Origin of the sequence: Actinacidiphila glaucinigra, assembly GCF_035918135.1 — a bacterium.
GTDB lineage: Bacteria > Actinomycetota > Actinomycetes > Streptomycetales > Streptomycetaceae > Actinacidiphila > Actinacidiphila glaucinigra.
Window position 1 is genome coordinate 5,160,368 of sequence record NZ_CP109144.1, and the last position, 18,474, is coordinate 5,178,841.

The window sequence follows — 18,474 nt, forward strand, 5'->3', positions numbered from 1 at the left end:
CCGAGGATAGGTGCGGCATACGTCAGTCGGCTGTGTCGGGAGGATCACCGGGCCGCGGGGCCCCGACGGGGAATATCCGGGCTGGCCTTGACGTCCGCGTCAAGGTCTACCGTCGGGGCATGCGGATCGGAGAACTCGCCGAACGGGCCGGGACCACCACCCGCGCCCTGCGCCACTACGAAGCGCTCGGCCTGCTGCGTGCCCGGCGTGCGGGCAACGGCTACCGGGCCTACGACGAGCAGGACCTGCGGATGCTCCGGCAGATCCAGGCGCTGCGCGCCTTCGGCTTCGAACTGGAGGACACCCGCCCGTTCGTGGACTGCCTGCGGGCCGGCCACCCGGAGGGGGACTCGTGCGACGCCTCGATCGAGGTCTACCGGCGCAAGCTGGCCGAGCTCGACGAGTGCATCGCCCGCCTGACGGAGGTCCGCGAGCGGCTCGGCTCGCAGCTCGCCCATGCGGAGCTGGCCTCGGCCGGGGACGCGTCCGAACCGCGCTGTGAGTTCAGTTGCGAGGCAAGCGAGGGGAGTACGCGATGACGACGCACACCGCAGGCCTGACCGAGGTGACCGACGCGACGTTCGCCGAGGAGGTGCTGCGGGCCGAGGGGCCGGTCCTGGTGGAGTTCACCGCCGACTGGTGCGGGCCCTGCCGCCAGATCGCCCCGGTCCTGGCGGAGGTCGCCCGCGAGGAGGAGAGCCGGCTGAAGGTCGTCCTGATCGACGTGGACCGCAACCCGCAGACCCAGTCGGCCTACGGCGTCCTGTCGATGCCGACGCTGATGGTCTTCCGGTCGGGCGAGCCGGTGAAGTCCCTGGTGGGGGCGCGGCCGAAGCGGCGGCTGCTGCAGGAGCTCGCCGACGTCCTGTGAGGGGGCGGGCGCCGCTGCGACCCCGCCCGAGCCGCCGACGCGCAGGCATCACGCGGGTCCCGGGGCGGGTGAAGGACCGCCCCGGGACCCGGCCGTCAGGCCTTCGCGGGCTCCTCGGGCAGTGTCGCGGCGGCGGCCGCGTCGCCCCCGTCCCCGTCGGAGTTGATCTGCGCCAGGACCGCGTCGCGCTCCGGGGTGTCCTCGGGCTTGACGAAGCCGATGAGCACGTACAGCACGAGGCTGACCGCGAGCGGCGTCACGATCTGGATCTGCAGCTGGACCCCGTCCAGACCGTAGTTGGTGAGCCAGAAGGCGAACAGGCCCGCCGCCCAGGAGACCAGCGCCGCCGTCGGGCCGGACTTCCGGAACGTACGCAGCAGCCCGAGCATGAACGGGATCGCGATCGGGCCCATCAGACCGGCCACCCACTTGATGACGACCGTGATGATGTCCTTGAAGGCCGGCGAGTTGACCTGGGTGGCGACCGCCATCGACAGGGCGAGGAAGGCCACGGTGGTGATCCGGGCGGCGATCAGCCCGGCCCGTGAGTCCCAGCCGCGCGCCGCCTTGGACAGCACCGGCGCGATGTCCCGGGTGAAGACGGCCGCGATGGCGTTGGCGTCGGAGGAGCACATCGCCATGGTGTGCGAGAAGAAGCCGACGACCACCAGGCCCAGCAGGCCGTGCGGCAGCAGCTGCTCGGTCAGCAGGGCGTACGAGTCGGAGGCGTCCGGCTTCTGCGCCTTCACCAGCAGCGGGGCGACCCACATCGGGAAGAAGAGGACCAGCGGCCAGACGAACCACAGCAGGGCCGACAGCCGGGCGGAGCGGGTGGCCTCCCGGGCGTTGCTCGTGGCCATGTAGCGCTGGGCCTGGTTCCACATGCCGCCGTTGTACTCGAACGTCTTGATGAACAGGTACGCCAGCAGGAAGGTCAGGGTGTACGGGCCGGCGGTCGGCGCGGTGTGGTTGTCGGGCAGCTTGTCCCAGACCGTCCACAGCCCGCTGACCCCGCCGATCTCGCCCAGCACGGCGACCAGCATGGCGAGGCCGGCCAGCAGCTGGATGACGAACTGGCCCAGCTCGGTGAGGGCGTCCGCCCACAGTCCGCCGACCGTGCAGTAGACGGCGGTGACGGCGCCGGTGATGAGGATGCCCTGGTTGAGGGAGACCCCGGTGAAGACCGACAGGAGGGTGGCGATCGCCGCCCACTTGGCGCCCACGTCCACGATCTTGAGCAGCACGCCGGAGACGGCGAGGGCCTGCTGGGTCGGGACGTTGTAGCGGTTCTTCAGGTACTCCAGCGGCGAGGCCACGTGCAGCCGGGAGCGCAGGCGGTTGAGCCGGGGCGCGAAGAGGTTGGCGCCGATGGCGATGCCGATGGCGATGGGGAAGGACCAGGTGACGTACGAGGTGACGCCGTAGGTGTAGGCGATGCCGGCGTAACCGGTGAACATCACCGCGCTGTAGCCGGACATATGGTGCGAGATGCCGGACAGCCACCAGGGCATGCGGCCGCCCGCGGTGAAGAAGTCGCTGACGTCGTCGACCCGTTTGTGGGACCACAGGCCGATGGCGACCATCACGCCGAAGTAGCCGATGAGTACGGCCCAGTCGAGACCATTCATGCGTTGTTGCCCCTTCCAGGGGTCCGCCTTGTGAACGGGAGCGCACTTCGCCGGTACGTCCGTCGCGGGGCGGCGCCCCAGATTGAACCGCCTGGAAGGGGGCTGGTCAAGACCATCGGCATTCAAGGACATGAACACCGATCAGCGAGTAGAACGATTTTACTTGTTCTTGACCTTACTTCGCGTTGTTGTGAACCTGCCTGGCGCCCCACGATGAGCGGGTACTTCGCCGGAACGACCGCACGCCGGACGGAGCCCGTCCGGGCTCCGTCCGCCCCCTGTCAGCGCATCAGTTCGCCCGCGTTCACCAGCAGCGACTGCCCGGTGATCGCGCGCGCCCGGTCGGAGGCCAGGAAGACCGCGGCCTCCGCCACGTCGCCGTCCGTGGCCAGTTCGGGCAGCGCCATCCGGTCGGCGAGCCGGTGCAGCACCTCGTCCTCGGGCACGCCCTCGGTGTGCGCGGTGAAGCCGACGAAGGCCTGGACCGGCGGGCCCCACATCCAGCCCGGGAGCACCGTGTTGACCCGGATCCGGTCCGGGCCCAGCTCGCGGGCGAGCGAGTACATCGCCGAGGTCAGCGCGCCCTTGGAGGACGCGTACGCCGCCTGGCGCACCTGGGAGGGCGCGGCCACCGCGGACTGGGTGCCGATGAAGACCACCGAGCCGCCGCCGCGCCCGCGCAGGCCGGGCAGGCAGGCCCGGGTCATCCGCAGCGTGCCGAGCAGGTTGACGTCCAGCACGGTCTTCCAGGTCTCGAAGTCGGCGTCCGCCAGACCGCCGAAGTAGCCGTCCATGGCGGCCACGTGGACGACCGCGTCGATCGCGCCGAAACGCTCCTCGGCGAGGGCGGCCAGTGCCTCGCACTGTGCGGCGTCCTTGATGTCGGTGGCGCGCCAGGCGACACGGGTGCCCGCGGGGTCGATCTCGGCGGCCGCCTTGGCGAGGTGTGCCTCGGTGCGGGCCCCGAGCACCGCGTTCCCGCCGTCGCGGACGACGGCCTGGGCGACGCGCTGTCCGAGACCGGCCCCGACCCCGGACACCACGACGGTCTTGTCGCGCAGCAGCACGACCCACCACCCCCACCCGTACGGATGAACTGACGGACCGTCAGAATAGGCTCAGCCGCCCGCGATGGCCAGGGCCTTGGCGAGCCTGCGCAGCCCCTCCCCGATCTCGTCCGGGGTGTGCGTCACGAACGACAGCCGCAGCGCGGCGCGGTCGGGCTCGCCGGCGTAGAAGGGCGCCCCCGGCACATAGGCCACGTCATGCGCCACCACCCGGGGCAGAAGCTCCGTCGCGTCGTACCCGGCGGGCAACTGGGCCCAGACGAACATGCCGCCCTCGGGCCGGTGCCACGAACTGCCCTCGGGCAGCGCGCCGGGCAGTCCGGCCAGCAGGGCGTCCCGCCGCTCACGGTAGGCGGTGCGGACCCGGTCCAGGTGGGCGTCGAGGTCGGAATCGGCGAGGTAGCGGGCGGCGGCGGCCTGGTCCACGGTCGAGGTGTGCAGGTCGGCGGACTGCTTGGCGACCACGCACGCGCGGCGCAGCGCGGCCGGGGCGCGCAGCCAGCCGAGCCGCATCCCGGGCGCCATGATCTTGGACAGGCTGCCGAGCAGGACCGTCCGGTCGGCGGCGGCCTCGTGCGAGGCGATCCACGGCTGCGCCTCGCCGTCGTAGCGCAGTTCCCCGTACGGGTCGTCCTCCGCGATCCACAGCCCGAGCCGCTCGGCGACCCGGGCGATCGCCTGCCGGCGCTCGGCGGTGGTCGTGCGGCCCGTGGGGTTCTGGAAGGTCGGCCCAAGATAGAGCAGCTTGGCCTGCTCGCGGACGACGGCCGACTCCAGCGACATCGGGTCGATGCCGTCCGCGTCGGAGGGGACGGGCACCACGCGCGCGCCCGCGAAGGCGAAGCACTGCAGCGCCGCCAGGTAGCCCGGGTCCTCCACGAGGACGACGTCCCCGGGCTCCAGCAGGGCGGTGGAGATCAGGGTGAGAGCCTGCTGGGAGCCGCCCGTGACGACCAGGTCGTCCGGGCCGGTGGGCAGTCCGGCCCGGGTGAGCCGGCCGGCGACCGCCCCGCGCAGCGCGGGGTCCCCCTCGGTGGTGGAGTACTGCAGCACCCGCTCGGGCGCCTCGGCGAGCACGCGGTCGTACGCCGCGCGTATCGCCGCTGCGTCGAAGAGTTCGGGGGCGGGCAGTCCGCCGGCGAAGGAGATCACCTCCGGACGGGCGGTCAGCGCGAGGATCTCCCGTACCGGTGAGCCGCCGACGGTGGTGGCACGGGTGGCGAGGCCGGGGACGGCGGCGCGCATGGCGGGCTCCTTCACGGTCGCGGGCGATTTCGCGGACCGTACCCAGATATGTCGGGTGCCGCCACGGGCTTCCTTATCTGACACCCCGTCAGCTAAACCGGAGGCATGACCGAAGAAGACACCCGCAGCGAGCTCTACGCCGAACTGGCCTCCGTCGGCCCCTACGGCCCGGGCCTCGGCCACGCCCTGATCACCATGGTCGAGCCGCACCCCGGCCACGAGTACGCCTACAACCGCTGGTACGAGGACGACCACTTCATCGCCGGCGCCATGGCCATGCCCTGGATGTACGCCGGACGCCGCTGGGTGGCCACCCGCGACCTGCAGTCACTGCGCTACCCGGAGAAGTCCGCGGTCGCCCAGCCGGTCACCGACGGCTGCTACATCACCGTGTACTGGATCACGGCCGGGCGCTACGCGGACCACATGAAGTGGACCGTCGCCATCAACCGGCGCCTCAACCGGGACGCCCGCGTCCACCACGACCGCACCCACGTCTTCACCGCCTTCCAGGACCACGCCGTCACCGTCTACCGCGACGGCCCGGACGGCCCCCGGGACTTCCACGCGCTCGACCACCCCTACACGGGGCTGGTCGTCGAGGTGATCGACACCGACACCCCGCAGCGGTGCGACGCGCTGCTCGACCTGCTGCGCGACCGCCACCTGCCGCGGCGGCTGGCCGGTTCGCCCTCGGCGATGGTGACCGTCTTCCGTCCCACACCGCTTCCGCTGGAGCGGATGTCCTATGTGAAGCAGGTCGAGGGCGTCGGCACCCGGCTCACGCTGCTGTGGTTCCTGCAGCGGGACCCGCGCGAGGTGTGGGAGGAGCACTTCACGGGGCTGGACACCGAGGTGGCCGGCACGGGGCTCGGCCGGGTCGAACTCGTCGCGCCCTTCGTCCCCACGGTGCCGGGGACCGACACCTACGTCGACGAACTGCGGGGATAGGGCGTCAGGGTGGCAGTGAGCCCCCTCGGCCAGGACGGCGTGCCGGTCGAGAGGGCCCGTACGGGTACTGCGACGGTGCTCAGTCGAGGTCGTACGTACCGTGGCTCACGTCCGCGACGAACGCCGACCACGCCTCGGGGGGGAAGGCGAGCGCCGGGCCGTAGGGGTCCTTGGAGTCGCGGACGTCGACGGCCGACGTCGTGCGGGAGGCCACCTCGACGCAGGCGCCATTTCCCTGGGAACGAGTGGACTTGGTCCACGCCTTGGTGTTTCCGAGCTGAATAGCCATGATCGCTCCGAGCTTTCTCTTTCGTAGAGCTCTGACGTGATCGAAGCTACTCGCCAACATCACTGCCCACAGCGGCTATTACCCCCAACGGGTGGCATATTCCAGGAGGTCTTCCGCCTCATGGGGCGCAGGTGTACTCTGCGGCATTCCCTGCCGCAGAGTCAGCGTGCGTACTCTTTCGCGGCGTCCGCGATGAACTGCCGGCTCTGCTCAGCGCTGAGCGCCTGTGCCCGCAGGTGCTCGTACATGACGCTGTAGCCGTGCACGTCCGTCGGCTTCTCCAGGTACAGGTCGCTCGTGACGCCCTCGATGTACACGACGCTGGAGTCGGTCGCGTCGGCGAACTCCAGGATCGCGAAGTTGCCGGACATGCCCGGGTGCGCCCCTGCGTCGTACGGCAGGACCTGGACCGTGACGTGCGCCTGGGTGCCCATCTGGGCCAGGTACTCCAGCTGTTCGCGCATCACGTCCCTGCTGCCGACGACGCGGCGCAGCGCGGACTCGTCCATCACCACCCAGAAGCGCAGCGGCGAGTCCGGGTCGGTGACGCGCTCCTGGCGGCGCAGCCGGATCTCGATCCGCTTCTCGATCTGCTCGGGCGTGGCCTCGGGGAGCGTCCCCTCGATGACGGCCGAGGCGTAGTTGCGGGTCTGCAGCAGGCCCGGCACCACCAGGGAGTCGTAGACGCGCAGGGACTCGGCCTCGGTCTCCAGACCGATGTAGACGCTGTAGGGGACGTCGCCGAAGGCGTGCCACCAGCCCTGCTGCCGGGACTCGCGCGCCATGTTCATCAGGGAGTCGACGAGGCGGCTGTCCTCGACCCCGTACACGCTGCACAGGTCGCGCACGTCGCGCTGGCTGATGCTGCGGCGCCCGTTCTCCAGCCTGCTGATCTTCGACTGGGAGACCAGCAGCCGGGCGGCGACCTCCTCCGCGGTCATTCCCTTCTGCTCGCGCAGCTTGCGCAGTTCCGAGCCGAGTCGGCGTCGCCTGACGGTGGGATTGACGTTGGCGGCCACGGGATGTGCACCTCCGGTTTCCGGACTGGTCCGTGTTCTCTGCAGATATGTACTGCTGGTCAGCAGAGTGCCACTATCGGTCATCCCGCCGCTGGGAATTGGTCATATGCTGCGCTCTTCAAAAGAGCGGACAAACGGAAGCGCGCGGGGCGGCGGCCGGCGGTTGCCGGTCGCCGCCCCGCGCGCTGCGGTTGCGGTGGGATCGCGGTCGTCACGGTGTCCCGGCCCTGCCGCCGGACACCCCGGGTCAGCGGACGCCGGCGCGGACCATGCCGTGGCCCGTCACCCTGGCCGCCGCCGGACGCCCCTGGGCGGGGGCGCGTTTCGGCTGCGCGGCGGCACCGTTCTGCACGTCCATCACGGCGTGCGCGACGAGGCCGCCCATGGGGTCGTACCTGATCAGGTCACGGAGCCGCGATCGGGACGACCGGCCCTCGTTGCCCGGGTACAGGTGCTTGCCGAGCCCCACGGCATGGGCGATCGCGGCGAGCGCGGCGGTCCGCGGGTCCGGTGGCACCCCGGTGCGGATCGCGCTGTCCAGCCGGGCCCTGATCTCCCGGCTGACCTCGCTGTCGGTCGCCTGATAGCGCGTGGTCGGCAGCACCCCGCACATCTGCCCCGGCACGGCGTGCACCATGCCGCACCGTTCCAGATGCGTGAGATACGTCTGGCGCAGCCCCAGGCGGGGCCCGCCGATCCAGTGGACGGCGCGCACGGGGCTGCCGCGACGGCGCAGCAGTTCGAGCGCGGAGTCCAGGGTCGGATCTCCTGTCGGCCGTGGGTGCACCACGGCGATACGATCCCCGTCAGGGGCTATTCGTCCTGCGAGGGCCAGCTCCACTAGCTGTGCCCCGGCAAGACCAAGGTCGAGCGACTGCGGCTGCGCCGTGGTACCCGTGGCCGGGTCCAGGGCGAGAAGCAGTAGCTCCTCCGGAAGTGTTCTGCGGCTCCTGCCCATCCATGCCTCCCCGCGTGGATGAATGACAGGGTGACGCCTCTCACACCGGCCTGTCGAGAGCGCCTTGCCCGTTCGTGCGGGAACCGACTCATATGTCGTTCTCGTCTAGCACCGAGGGCGGCGGTGGCTCGCGGGGGGCCGGGGCGTCCCACGGCGGGTCTCTCGGCGGCTTCACGGCAGAGGCCTGGAAACTGGTGTAAGGGTGAGCGGGGCGCCGCGGCGGCGCATCGCGCGATGTGGAGGAGGTCCGGTGGCGGGCGAGTCCCCCGGCAGGGCGGAGCAGCAGGAGTTGTCGGGGGAGGGGACCGGAGGCGGGGCGGTGGATCCGCGGCTGACGGTCTTCCGCGGGGTCGTGGGAGCGCCCCGGGGCGCATCGGAACCGGCCACCGGTGAACCGGAGTTCGCGCCGGGGCCGCCCGAAGCGGAGGGCGCACCGGAGCCGGACGCGAGTGCTCCGGGTACGCCGGACGACGGAGCGGACGTGGACGGCGGGGCGCAGGACGCTACGCCGGACGCTGAGGACGCCCCTCCGGCGGACGACGCGGGGGACGGCGCGGAATCCCGTACCGGCGACGCAGTCGCCGAGGAGGCCGGCGCGGAGGAATCCGCCGCGGACGGCGATGGGGACGGGAGCGGGAAGCGGGACGGGGCCGAAGCCGGCACTGCCGAGGACGCGGGTGACGAGCCGGCCGCCGACGGGACGCGGGCGGAGGAGCCCGAGCCCGAGGGGGCGGTGGAGGCCGAGCCCGAGCCCGAGGACGCGGCGGAGCCTCAGGACGCGGCGGAAGCCGAGGAGTCCGGCGAGCCGCAGGAGCGTTCCGCCACCGGGGAGGCCGACCGCGGCGAGGAGCCGTCCGCCGGGGCGGACACCGAAGCGGAGCCCGGCGGCGCCCCCGCCGCCGACACGGTCGATCAGGCGCCGGAGGACGCCCAGGAGGACGCCCAGGAGGACACCCCCGAGGAGTCCCGGGACGACGCCCCGTCGGACGCTCCCGGCGACGGCGGCGCTGAAGGCCCCTCAAAGGGCCCCGGAGGCGTCAAGGACGGACCCGGGGCGCGCGGGGCGTCCGGGGGCGGACAGGACGGCCCCAGGGTCGGGGAGGGCACGCTCACGCTGCGCGCGCCCCGTACGGAGGGCGCCGGCACGCCGGTCCGGGACCGCACCCTGACCCTGCGCGCGCCCTCCGCCTCCGCGCCCGTCGCGACGCCTCCCCGGCCGGGCGGAACGTTTGTCCCGCTGCGGACCGACGACCGGCCGACCGCGGCCCCGCGAGCCCCGCTGCCCGCACCCGCGCCCGCGGAGAGCACGCGGACCCCGCAGACCACGGATCCCGGCGTCGGTTCGCGGACGAAGCAGATGCCGCTGCCGCCCGACCCCGACGAGCCGCTGCGGCTGCTGGCGGAGCTGACCAACACCCCGCCTCCGCCGCAGACGCCGCTGCGGACCACCGTGCGGCGGGTCAAGATCTGGACCCCGCTGGTCCTGCTGCTGATCGTGGCCTTCTGCGTGGCGCAGGCACTGCGTCCGCTGCCCGAGCCGGAGCTGGAGTCGACCGCCGAGACCTCGTACACCTTCAAGGGCGACGAGCTCGCGCTCCCGTGGCCCAGCGAGGGCCAGGCCGTCGTCGAGGCCGAGGGCCTCGGCCGCATGGGCGAGTTCGGCGAGCAGGAGCCGACGCCGATCGCGAGCGTCGCCAAGGTGATGACGACCTACGTCATCCTGCGCGACCACCCGATCAAGAAGGGCGGCAAGGGCAAGACCGTCGAGGTCGACCAGAAGGCCGAGGACCAGTACCACAGCGGCATGCAGGAGTCGGAGTCCGTCGTCCCCGTCACCGCCGGGCAGAAGCTCAGCGAGTACGAGGCGCTGGAGGCCGTCATGCTGCCCTCGGCCAACAACATCGCCCGCCTGCTGGCCCGTTGGGACGCGGGATCGGAGGCGGCGTTCGTGAAGAAGATGAACGCCGCCGCCAGGGAACTCGGGATGGACGACACGACGTACACCGACCCGAGCGGCCTGGAGGCGACCACCGTCAGCACCGCGAGCGACCAGGTCAAACTGGGCCACGCGGCGATGAAGGACCCGGTCTTCGCCGAGATCGCCGGCAAGATCGAGTACACGGACATCAACGGCAACATCCAGAAGAACTACAACCGGCTGTCCGGCTACAACGGCATCGTCGGCATCAAGACCGGCACCAGCACCAAGGCCGGCGGCAACCTGCTCTTCGCCGCCTACCGCACGATCGGCGGCACCAGGCAGCTGATCGTCGGCGCGATGCTCGACCAGCAGAAGGCGCCGATCATCGACACGGTCCTCAGCCGCAGCCACACCCTGATCGACGGCACGCGGGACGCGCTCACCTCGGCCTCGATCATCAAGAAGGGCGACGTCGTCGGCTACGTCGACGACGGCCTCGGCGGCCGCACCCCGGTGGTGGCCGGGAAGGACGTCACCGCGATCGGCTGGGCGGGCCTCAAGGTCGACATCTCGGTGGAGGCCGGAAAGGCGGGCCTCCCGCACACGGCGAACGCCGGTGACCAGGTCGGTGAACTGGTCGTCGGCAAGGGCGACAGCATGGTCCGGGTCCCGGTCCTGCTGGAGTCGGCCCTCGTCGCACCCTCCTTCGGCTCGAAGCTGACCCGGGTCGCCTGACCCGGGTCGGCCCCGCCCGCGGCGCGCGGGCGACCTGGAGAACGGGCCGGCCGGACCGCTACACGTGGTCCAGCCGGCCCGCCTTCGCCTCCTCGACCAGCGAGCGGAACTGCTCGGCGCTCATCCGCACCCGCTGCCCGAAGTCGTCGGTCAGCACGACCCGCTGGTCGGCCGGCGCGGCCTCGTCCACGTACAGCGTGGGACAGCCGCAGTCGCAGTTGCCGCAGGACACCGCCACCCGTTCCATCGGTCCACCTCCGCCCGGTCCGCGCCCGGCCGGTCACCGGGCGTCAGGGGCGGCACACCCGTGGTGACGGCGTTTCAGGCCGACGGGGCCGGCGACGGGGACAGCTCCCGCTCCAGCGGCGTCCGGAAGCGGGGCGTGACGCGGACGCCGTCCAGCCACCCCCGCAGCCGGGCGGCCTCGGCCCCGATCGCGGCGACGGCCTCGCGGCCGGGGTCGGCGAAGAGGCGGTGGACGACCTCGCCGTCGGCGCGCTGCGCCCAGCCGCCGACCACCCGCCCGTTCCACCACACGGTGGGGCCGATGTTGCCCGACCGGTCGAAGAGCGCCGCCCGCTCCCGCCCGTCCGGCGGCAGGTACCAGTCGCGCCGCTGCCAGCCCATCGGCGTCGGGTCCAGCGCGGGCAGCAGCGCCGCCCACGGCGGTGTCTCGGGGGCCGGCCCGCCGTCGTCCGGCAGCACATGGCCGGTCTCCCCGTCGAGCAGCACCTGTTCGGTGCCGATCGCCGCGAGGGCCCTGCGGACCTCGGTCAGCGTCCAGCCCGTCCACCACTTCAGGTCGGCCTCCGTGCCCGGCCCGTACGCGGCCAGCCATCGGCGCACCAGCTCGACGCGCGCCTCCGGGGCGGGGGGCGCCTGGGTCACCGTGCCCGGGGCCCAGTGGTACTGACTGCTCGTCCAGCCGCCCAGCGGCCGCCTGCGGACGATGCGGCCCTCCGCCGCCAGCACCCGCAGGACGCGCGTCGACACCGCCTGGGTCGCCTCGTACGGCTTGCCGCGCGCCACCACCACCCGCTCGCGCAGCCGGGGCACGTCGGAGGCGAGCTGGGCGGCCGTCGCCTCGCCGCGACCGGCCAGCGCGGCGAGCACCGACTCCTCCAACTCCGCCAGCCATCCCTCGTCCCAGCCGCCGCCGTCGGCCAGGTACCCGAGCAGTTTCCGCCGCTCCTGCGCGGCGATCGCCCGGGCCGCGGCGGAGAGCACCACCGGCGCCGAGGCGGTGGCGACCACGAACATCGTCCGGCGCATCGCGAGCAGCCGCGTCAGGCTGCCCTCCTCGTACAGCGCCCGGTCCAGGGCCGCGGCGCCCGGCGCGCGCATCCTGGCCGCGGCCGACAGGTAGACCGTCGCCGGGTCCGTGCCGTGCAGCGCCACCAGCGACTCGGCGACCTCATCGGGGGCCGCCGCCCGCCGCTGTGCCGTGAGCCGGTGCCGCACCGCCATGCGTCGGCGCCGTTCCTCGGCCCCCACCGTTCGTCGCGCGTCCATGGCTCATCGTGGCACGCCCCACCGACAACGCCTCGGAATCGCTGTGACGTACATCACACAATCGGAGCCGCAAGTCGCGTAAGGACAGCGGCCGTCCGCGCTCTCCCAGGACACCGGAACGCATCCGGAGCGCACCGCCCGCCTGCCGAGGAAGGCCATGCTGACCGACATCGACCACATCGTCAGGGCTCGTCTGCGCAGCCCGCGCTCGGGGCCCGGGGGCCGGGAGATCACCGCGACCCTGCGCTACCGCCGTGACGACCCGCTCGCCGCCCGGATCACCTTCCCCGCGGAGGTCTCCCTCGACGGCGCCGAGGTGACCTGGGTGTTCGCCCGCGGGCTGCTCACCACCGGCCTGTACGAGCCCGCCGGGGAAGGCGACGTGCACATCCGGCCGAGCGGGCCGGAGCACACCGCCATCGAGTTCCGCACCGACGAGGGCACCGCCCTCGTCGAGGTGCGCACCTCCGGTCTGCGGGGCTTCCTGGCCCGGGTGTACGAAGCCGTGCCGCCCGGGCAGGAACTGCGCCACCTGGACATGGACGCCGTCGTCGCCGCACTCCTGGACGAGGAGTGACCGCCCCCACGGCCCGGGGGCGGCCGTCGGGTCAGCGTGCGAGCGGACGGAAACCCCGCAGCCGGAGGGAGTTGCCGACCACGAAGACCGAGGAGAAGGCCATCGCGGCGCCCGCGATCATCGGGTTGAGCAGCCCGGCCGCGGCGAGCGGCAGGGCCGCCACGTTGTAGCCGAAGGCCCAGAAGAGGTTGCCCTTGATCGTGCCGAGGGTGCGCCGGGAGAGCCGGATGGCGTCGGCGGCGACCCGCAGGTCCCCCCGGACCAGCGTCAGGTCGCTCGCCTCGATGGCGGCGTCCGTGCCCGTGCCCACGGCGATCCCGAGGTCGGCGCGGGCCAGCGCGGCGGCGTCGTTGATCCCGTCGCCCACCATGGCGACGGACCTGCCCTCCCGCTGGAGCCGGGCCACGACGGCGACCTTGTCCTCCGGCATCACGTCCGCGATCACATCGGCGGGGTCGATGCCGACCTCGGCGGCGACGGCCCGGGCCACCGCCTCGTTGTCCCCGGTGAGCAGCACCGGGGTGAGGCCCAGCCCGCGCAGCAGGCGGACGGCGTCGGCGCTGGTCGGCTTCACGGCGTCGGCGACGACGAGCACGGCCCGGGCCCGGCCGTCCCAGGCGGCCGTGACCACCGTGCTGCCCCGGGCCTCGGCCTCCGCCTTGGCGCGGGTCAGTCCCGCCGGCAGCGGCTCGGGCGGCTCCTGGCGCCCGACGGCGACCTCGTGGCCGTCGACGGTGCCCCGGACGCCGAGTCCGGGCAGCGCGCGGAAACCCGTGACGGCGGGCAGGGCGCCGGTGCGTTCCTCCGCCGTCCGGGCGATCGCGCGGGCGATGGGGTGCTCGGAGGCGTGCTCCAAGGCGCCGGCCAGGCGCAGCACCTCGTCCTCCCGCTCGCCCTCGGCCAGGTGGACGGCGGTCAGCGTCATGGCGCCGGTGGTGACCGTCCCGGTCTTGTCCAGCACGATGGTGTCGATCCGCCGGGTGGTCTCCAGGACCTCGGGCCCCTTGATGAGGATGCCCAGTTGCGCGCCCCGTCCGGTGCCGACCATCAGCGCCGTGGGCGTGGCCAGGCCGAGCGCGCACGGGCAGGCGATGATCAGCACGGCGACGGCCGCCGTGAAGGCGGCGGCCGGGCCCGAGTCGTTGCCGAGCCAGAAGCCGAGGGTCGCCAGGGCGAGCCCGATCACGACGGGGACGAACACCGCGGAGATCCGGTCGGCGAGGCGCTGCGCCGCCGCCTTGCCGTTCTGGGCGTCCTCCACCAGGCGGGCCATACGGGCCAGCTGGGTGTCGGCGCCGACCCGGGTGGCCTCCACGACCAGCCGGCCGCCGGCGTTCACCGTGGCTCCGGTGACGGCCTCGCCCGGCCCCACCTCGACGGGTACGGACTCGCCGGTGAGCATCGAGGCGTCGACCGCCGAGGTGCCCTCCCGCACGACGCCGTCGGTGGCCACCTTCTCGCCCGGCCGCACCACGAACAGGTCGCCGACGGTCAGTTCGGACGTGGGGACGCGCACCTCGCGCGCGCCGCGCAGCACGCCGACGTCCCTGGCGCCCAGCTCCATCAGGGCCCGCAGCGCGGCGCCCGCCCGGCGCTTGGAACGGGCCTCGAACCAGCGCCCGGCCAGGATGAAGGCGGTCACGCCGGAGGCGACCTCCAGGTACAGGTTGGCGGAGCCGTGGCCGGGGGCGACGGTCAGCTCGAAGGGGTGCCGCAGGCCGGGCACGCCCGCGTCGCCGAGGAAGAGCGCCCACACGGACCAGCCGAAGGCGGCCAGCGTGCCCATGGAGATCAGCGTGTCCATGGTGGTGGCGCCGTGCCGCAGGTTGGTCCACGCCGCGCGGTGGAAGGGCCACGCCGCGTACGCCACGACCGGCGCGGCCAGGGTCAGCGACAGCCACTGCCAGTTGCGGAACTGCAGGGCCGGGACCATCGCCATCGCGATGACGGGCACGGCGAGCACGACCGCGGTCAGCAGCCGCTGCCGCAGCGCCGTGAGCTCGCCCGGCTCGGACTCCGGCTGCTCCTGGGGCACGTCGGTGACCGGCGGGGCGGGGAGCGCGGCGGTGTAACCGGTCGCCTCGACGGTGGCGATCAGGTCGCCGACGCCGATCCCGCCGCCGAACGCCACCTTGGCCTTCTCGGTGGCGTAGTTGACGGTGGCCGTGACGCCGTCCATCCGGTTGAGCTTCTTCTCGATCCGGGCCGCGCACGAGGCGCAGGTCATCCCGCCGATCGCGAGTTCGAGCTCGGTGACGCCCGCAGGGGCGGCCTGCGCTGCGATCCGCGGGGTGACCTGCTGCTGATCCGGGAGGGTCATGCCGGGCCGACCAGTTCGTAGCCCGCCTCGTCGACGGCCGCCCGGACGGCCTCCTCCTCAAGGGGCGCGTCGGAGTCGATGGTGAGCAGGCCGGTCTTGGCGTCCACCGTGATACCGGTCACACCGGGGAGGGCCGCGACCTCCTTGCTGACCGCGGACTCGCAGTGACCGCAGCTCATCCCGGAGACGCTGTAGCTGACAGACATGGGTTCTCCTCGTGCGTTCTGTGCGTGTTCCGGTGTACGGCGTCAGGCTCCGTGCCGTCCACCCACCACCAAACTATACCCCCTAGGGGTATCGTGGAAGGGGAGGGTGGGAGAGCGGGGGGCGGTGTGGCGCGGGGGTCCGCGCGCCCGCGGGTGCGCGCCGGGATGCCGGCCATGACAACTCGGCCCGCCCCACCCCGCCTTGGCCCCTGGGTCGCGTCCGGCCGGGGGAGGGCGCGGCCCCGCGTGATTCCGGAACGGTCGTGCGCGTCGTGTCCTTCCGTCCGGGCGGTCGCGCGTCGCGACCCGCTGCGGGAAGCGCGGGGAGTGGCGACGGTGCCGCGTACGGCCGGTGCCCAGGCCCTCCCTCTCACCGGTGGGCAGCGCCACCCGCCCGCAGGGTGCGGCAGGGCGCGCCGCCACCCGTCGACCCGGTCGTCAACGCCGTACGGGCGCCCCGCTCAGGACCAGAACCGGTTGGTGGCCTCGAGGTCGCAGACGCACTCGTCGATGTCCGTGATCCGGTCGCCGACGATCCGGAACACGATGCCGCCCGGCTGGTCGAGGTACTCGCCCCCACGCTCGGCCGTGAGGTGGTGGAGGGACATCGCGTGGCCGCGGCCGTCGACGAGCACCTGCCGCAACTGGACCCGCATGCTGCCGTCGGTCTCCTCGGTGAGCCTGCGGTAGTAGCCGATGATCTCGTCCCGGCCCTTGTAGTGCCCGGCGAGCGGATGGTCGCCGGGCGAGTGGTGGGCCGCGTCCCCGGACAGCAGGCCGGCGAGGGCGTCCATGTCGCCCCGGGTGAACGCCGCGTACGCCTTCTCGACCAGCATGGCGTGCGGGTGTGCCGCCATGGCCATCGCCGCCTTTCCCCGCCGTCCGTCCACCGGCCCGACACATGCCACCCTGGCACCGGTCCCCGGCGGGCGCACCTGCTGCGGCCGCGGCGTGCCCGACACGTCCTCGGGCGCCCTGGAGCGCAGTGGGTCCGGTGGTTCCCGGCCGCCCATCGGATAAGGATTCGATCGCCCGCGCGATCGAATCGCGCGTAAGAGGGTGACTGCGCAATGGAATCACGCGTATGGTCGGAGCCGCCCGTAGCCGAGGAGGCCCCATGTCCGTCGACCGCACCCGTCTGAAGGAACTGCTCGCGCGGGAGACCGCCGAGGCCGCCGCCCGCAACCCGAAGTCACGCGCCGCGTACGAGGCCGCCGACCACCTCTTCGGCCGGGTGCCGATGACCTGGATGAACAAGAACGCCGGCGCCTTCCCCCGCTATCTCGCCGGTGCCCGCGGCGCCCGTGTGACCGACATCGACGGCCACACGTACGTGGACTTCTGCCTCGGCGACACCGGCGCCATGGCCGGCCACTCCCCGGAACCCGTCGCCGAGGCGATCGAGCGGCGCTACCGCGAGCAGGGCGGCGCCACCGCGATGCTCCCGACCGAGGACGCCGAGTGGGTCGGCGCCGAACTGGCCCGCCGCTTCGGGCTGCCCCGCTGGTCGTACGCGCTGACCGCGACCGACGCCAACCGGTGGGCCATCCGCCTGGCCCGCGCCGTCACCGGACGGCAGAAGATCCTCTTCCACAGCTACTGCTACCACGGCAGTGTCGACGAGTCCCTGATCGTCACCGGCCCCGGCGGCCGCGGCGGGGCGAGCCGCCCCGGCAACGTAGGCGCACCCTGCGACGTCACGCTGACCAGCCGCGTCGCGGAGTTCAACGACCTGGAGGGCCTGGAGCGGGAGCTCGCCCACGGGGATGTGGCCGCCGTGCTGATGGAACCCGCCCTCACCAACATCGGGATCGTGCTGCCCGAGCCCGGCTACCTGGAGGGCGTCCGCGAGATCACCCGCCGGCACGGCGTGCTGCTGATCAACGACGAGACCCACACCTTCTCCGCCGGGCCCGGCGGCGCCACCGCCGCGTGGTCCCTGGAGCCCGACGTCCTCACCATCGGCAAGGCCATCGCCGGCGGTGTGCCGGCCGGCGCCTACGGCCTCTCCGCCGACCTCGCCGACCGCCTCCTGTCCCGCGGCGACCTGGACCTGGTCGACATGGGCGGCGTCGGCGGCACCCTGGCGGGCAACGCCCTGTCCGTCGCCGCCATGCGCGCCACCCTCGAACACGTCCTCACCGACGACGCGTTCACCGCCATGTCAGCCCTCGCCGCCCGCTTCGAGCGGGGCGTCGCCGACGCCGTCGCCGCCCACGGCCTGCCCTGGTCCGTCAGCCGCCTCGGCGCCCGCACCGAGTACCGCTTCGCCGCGCCCGCGCCGCGCAACGGCACCGAGTCGGCGGCCGTCTCCGACCCCGAGCTGGAGGACTTCCTGCACCTGTGGCTGGCCAACCGCGGCATCCTCATGACGCCGTTCCACAACATGGCCCTGATGTGCCCGGCCACCACCGAGGCCGACGTCGAGACCCACACCGCCCTCTTCGCCGCGGCCCTCGCCGAACTGGCAGGCTGAGCCCCGTGGACGACATCGACCGCGCCATCCTCCGCGAGCTCCAGACCGACGGCCGCATCCCGTACGCGGACCTCGGCCCCAAGGTCGGGCTCTCCCCGTCCGCCGCCCGCCAGCGCCTGCAGCGGCTGATCGACGGCAAGGTCGTGCAGGTGGTGGGCGTCACCGACCCGATGGCCATGGGCGGTCAGGCGATGGCGCTGCTCGGAGTCCGCGTGGACGGCGACCCGCGCGCGGTCGCGGACGCGCTCGCCGCCCGCGACGAGGTGGTCTACGCGGTGCTCACCGCCGGGCCCTACGCCCTCTTCGCCGAGGTCGTCTGCCCGGGCCCGTCCGACCTGCTGGACTTCGTCAACGACGTCGTCAGGACCGCGGAGGGCGTCGCGGGCGTGGACACCTTCCCGTACTTCGGCATCCACACCCACCGCTTCCTGTGGGACGTGGGCTGAGCGGCGGGCCCGGTCAGCCCTTCGGCACGACGCGCAGGGCGCGGTACTCGTACCCGTCCTGCGCGAAGCCCGGCGCCTCCCACTCCAGTGCCACCGGCTGGCCGGCGGACAGCGTGCGGAAGCCGTTCATCTCGATGTCGCTGTAGTGGGCGAAGCACCCCCCGGGCGTCTCCGGGCAGTCCAGCACGCCCCAGCCCTCTTCCTCGTACCACTCGCGTACGGTCGCATGAGCCATGCCCGCAGCCTAAGCGCG

19 protein-coding genes are annotated in these 18,474 nt (G+C 73.0%); 7 read left to right on the plus strand and 12 right to left on the minus strand.

Going from position 1 to position 18,474, the window contains the following annotated elements; all coding sequences use genetic code 11:
* The first annotated feature begins 119 nt into the window (after nt 1-119).
* Both OIE69_RS23175 and trxA read left to right on the plus strand, forming a co-directional pair.
* Nucleotides 120-539 carry a MerR family transcriptional regulator gene (locus tag OIE69_RS23175; protein WP_326575198.1) on the plus strand — a complete coding sequence of 140 codons (420 nt, stop codon included), beginning with the start codon at nt 120-122 and terminating at the stop codon, nt 537-539.
* Nucleotides 536-871: a thioredoxin gene (trxA, locus tag OIE69_RS23180; RefSeq protein ID WP_326575200.1), complete on the plus strand. Its 336-nt coding sequence runs from the start codon at nt 536-538 to the stop codon at nt 869-871. The genes OIE69_RS23175 and trxA overlap by 4 nt, the downstream gene beginning before the upstream one ends.
* Nucleotides 872-966: 95 nt before the next feature.
* Here trxA and OIE69_RS23185 read toward each other — a convergent pair whose 3' ends face one another.
* The 3 genes from OIE69_RS23185 to OIE69_RS23195 form a co-directional block, all read right to left on the minus strand.
* Nucleotides 967-2,499 (minus strand): sodium:solute symporter family protein, encoded by a 1,533-nt coding sequence (locus tag OIE69_RS23185; RefSeq protein WP_326575202.1) that lies wholly within the window; start codon nt 2,497-2,499, stop codon nt 967-969.
* Between the two features lie 281 nt (nt 2,500-2,780).
* Nucleotides 2,781-3,566: an SDR family oxidoreductase gene (locus tag OIE69_RS23190; RefSeq protein WP_326575204.1), complete on the minus strand. Its 786-nt coding sequence runs from the start codon at nt 3,564-3,566 to the stop codon at nt 2,781-2,783.
* Nucleotides 3,567-3,617: 51 nt separating this feature from the next.
* Complete coding sequence (locus OIE69_RS23195) at nt 3,618-4,811, minus strand: aminotransferase-like domain-containing protein (RefSeq protein ID WP_326575206.1); 1,194 nt, start codon at nt 4,809-4,811, stop codon at nt 3,618-3,620.
* 105 nt (nt 4,812-4,916) lie between these two features.
* Between OIE69_RS23195 and OIE69_RS23200 the strand changes: the two genes are divergently transcribed.
* Entirely contained in the window at nt 4,917-5,762 is an 846-nt protein-coding gene (locus OIE69_RS23200; protein WP_326575208.1) for a hypothetical protein, read from the plus strand.
* Between the two features lie 79 nt (nt 5,763-5,841).
* Here OIE69_RS23200 and OIE69_RS23205 read toward each other — a convergent pair whose 3' ends face one another.
* The 3 genes from OIE69_RS23205 to OIE69_RS23215 form a co-directional block, all read right to left on the minus strand.
* A complete protein-coding gene (locus OIE69_RS23205) occupies nt 5,842-6,051 on the minus strand; it encodes a DUF397 domain-containing protein (RefSeq protein ID WP_326575210.1) in 210 nt (69 codons plus the stop codon).
* A gap of 161 nt (nt 6,052-6,212) precedes the next feature.
* The gene (locus OIE69_RS23210; protein WP_326575212.1) at nt 6,213-7,070 is read right to left on the minus strand and encodes a helix-turn-helix domain-containing protein; all 858 of its coding nucleotides are present in this window, start codon (nt 7,068-7,070) and stop codon (nt 6,213-6,215) included.
* Between the two features lie 247 nt (nt 7,071-7,317).
* Complete coding sequence (locus tag OIE69_RS23215; protein ID WP_326575214.1) at nt 7,318-8,028, minus strand: GOLPH3/VPS74 family protein; 711 nt, start codon at nt 8,026-8,028, stop codon at nt 7,318-7,320.
* Nucleotides 8,029-8,278: 250 nt separating this feature from the next.
* On the opposite strand from OIE69_RS23215, the gene OIE69_RS23220 reads away from it, so the two are divergent.
* Nucleotides 8,279-10,684 carry a D-alanyl-D-alanine carboxypeptidase gene (locus OIE69_RS23220; RefSeq protein WP_326575216.1) on the plus strand — a complete coding sequence of 802 codons (2,406 nt, stop codon included), beginning with the start codon at nt 8,279-8,281 and terminating at the stop codon, nt 10,682-10,684.
* A 58-nt stretch (nt 10,685-10,742) separates the two neighbouring features.
* Here OIE69_RS23220 and OIE69_RS23225 read toward each other — a convergent pair whose 3' ends face one another.
* Together OIE69_RS23225 and OIE69_RS23230 are read right to left on the minus strand one after the other, a co-directional pair.
* Nucleotides 10,743-10,931: a hypothetical protein gene (locus OIE69_RS23225; RefSeq protein ID WP_326575218.1), complete on the minus strand. Its 189-nt coding sequence runs from the start codon at nt 10,929-10,931 to the stop codon at nt 10,743-10,745.
* Nucleotides 10,932-11,005: 74 nt separating this feature from the next.
* On the minus strand, nt 11,006-12,196 hold the full coding sequence (locus OIE69_RS23230) for a winged helix DNA-binding domain-containing protein (RefSeq protein ID WP_326575220.1): 1,191 nt from the start codon (nt 12,194-12,196) through the stop codon (nt 11,006-11,008).
* A gap of 157 nt (nt 12,197-12,353) precedes the next feature.
* Here OIE69_RS23230 and OIE69_RS23235 point away from each other — a divergent pair, with 157 nt between their 5' ends.
* Entirely contained in the window at nt 12,354-12,773 is a 420-nt protein-coding gene (locus OIE69_RS23235) for an SsgA family sporulation/cell division regulator (protein ID WP_089222402.1), read from the plus strand.
* Nucleotides 12,774-12,804: 31 nt separating this feature from the next.
* On the opposite strand, the gene OIE69_RS23240 is transcribed toward OIE69_RS23235, so the two are convergent.
* From OIE69_RS23240 to OIE69_RS23250, 3 genes are all read right to left on the minus strand, one after another.
* Nucleotides 12,805-15,093 carry a heavy metal translocating P-type ATPase gene (locus OIE69_RS23240; RefSeq protein ID WP_326575222.1) on the minus strand — a complete coding sequence of 763 codons (2,289 nt, stop codon included), beginning with the start codon at nt 15,091-15,093 and terminating at the stop codon, nt 12,805-12,807.
* A complete protein-coding gene (locus OIE69_RS23245; RefSeq protein WP_326575223.1) occupies nt 15,090-15,299 on the minus strand; it encodes a heavy-metal-associated domain-containing protein in 210 nt (69 codons plus the stop codon). The genes OIE69_RS23240 and OIE69_RS23245 overlap by 4 nt, the downstream gene beginning before the upstream one ends.
* Nucleotides 15,300-15,760: 461 nt before the next feature.
* Entirely contained in the window at nt 15,761-16,156 is a 396-nt protein-coding gene (locus OIE69_RS23250) for a nuclear transport factor 2 family protein (protein WP_326581368.1), read from the minus strand.
* A gap of 260 nt (nt 16,157-16,416) precedes the next feature.
* Between OIE69_RS23250 and OIE69_RS23255 the strand changes: the two genes are divergently transcribed.
* Together OIE69_RS23255 and OIE69_RS23260 are read left to right on the plus strand one after the other, a co-directional pair.
* A complete protein-coding gene (locus tag OIE69_RS23255; protein WP_326575225.1) occupies nt 16,417-17,775 on the plus strand; it encodes a transaminase in 1,359 nt (452 codons plus the stop codon).
* A gap of 5 nt (nt 17,776-17,780) precedes the next feature.
* Nucleotides 17,781-18,221: an Lrp/AsnC family transcriptional regulator gene (locus OIE69_RS23260; RefSeq protein ID WP_089222398.1), complete on the plus strand. Its 441-nt coding sequence runs from the start codon at nt 17,781-17,783 to the stop codon at nt 18,219-18,221.
* Between the two features lie 13 nt (nt 18,222-18,234).
* Here OIE69_RS23260 and OIE69_RS23265 read toward each other — a convergent pair whose 3' ends face one another.
* Complete coding sequence (locus tag OIE69_RS23265; protein WP_018559937.1) at nt 18,235-18,456, minus strand: cold shock domain-containing protein; 222 nt, start codon at nt 18,454-18,456, stop codon at nt 18,235-18,237.
* Nucleotides 18,457-18,474: the final 18 nt, after the last annotated feature.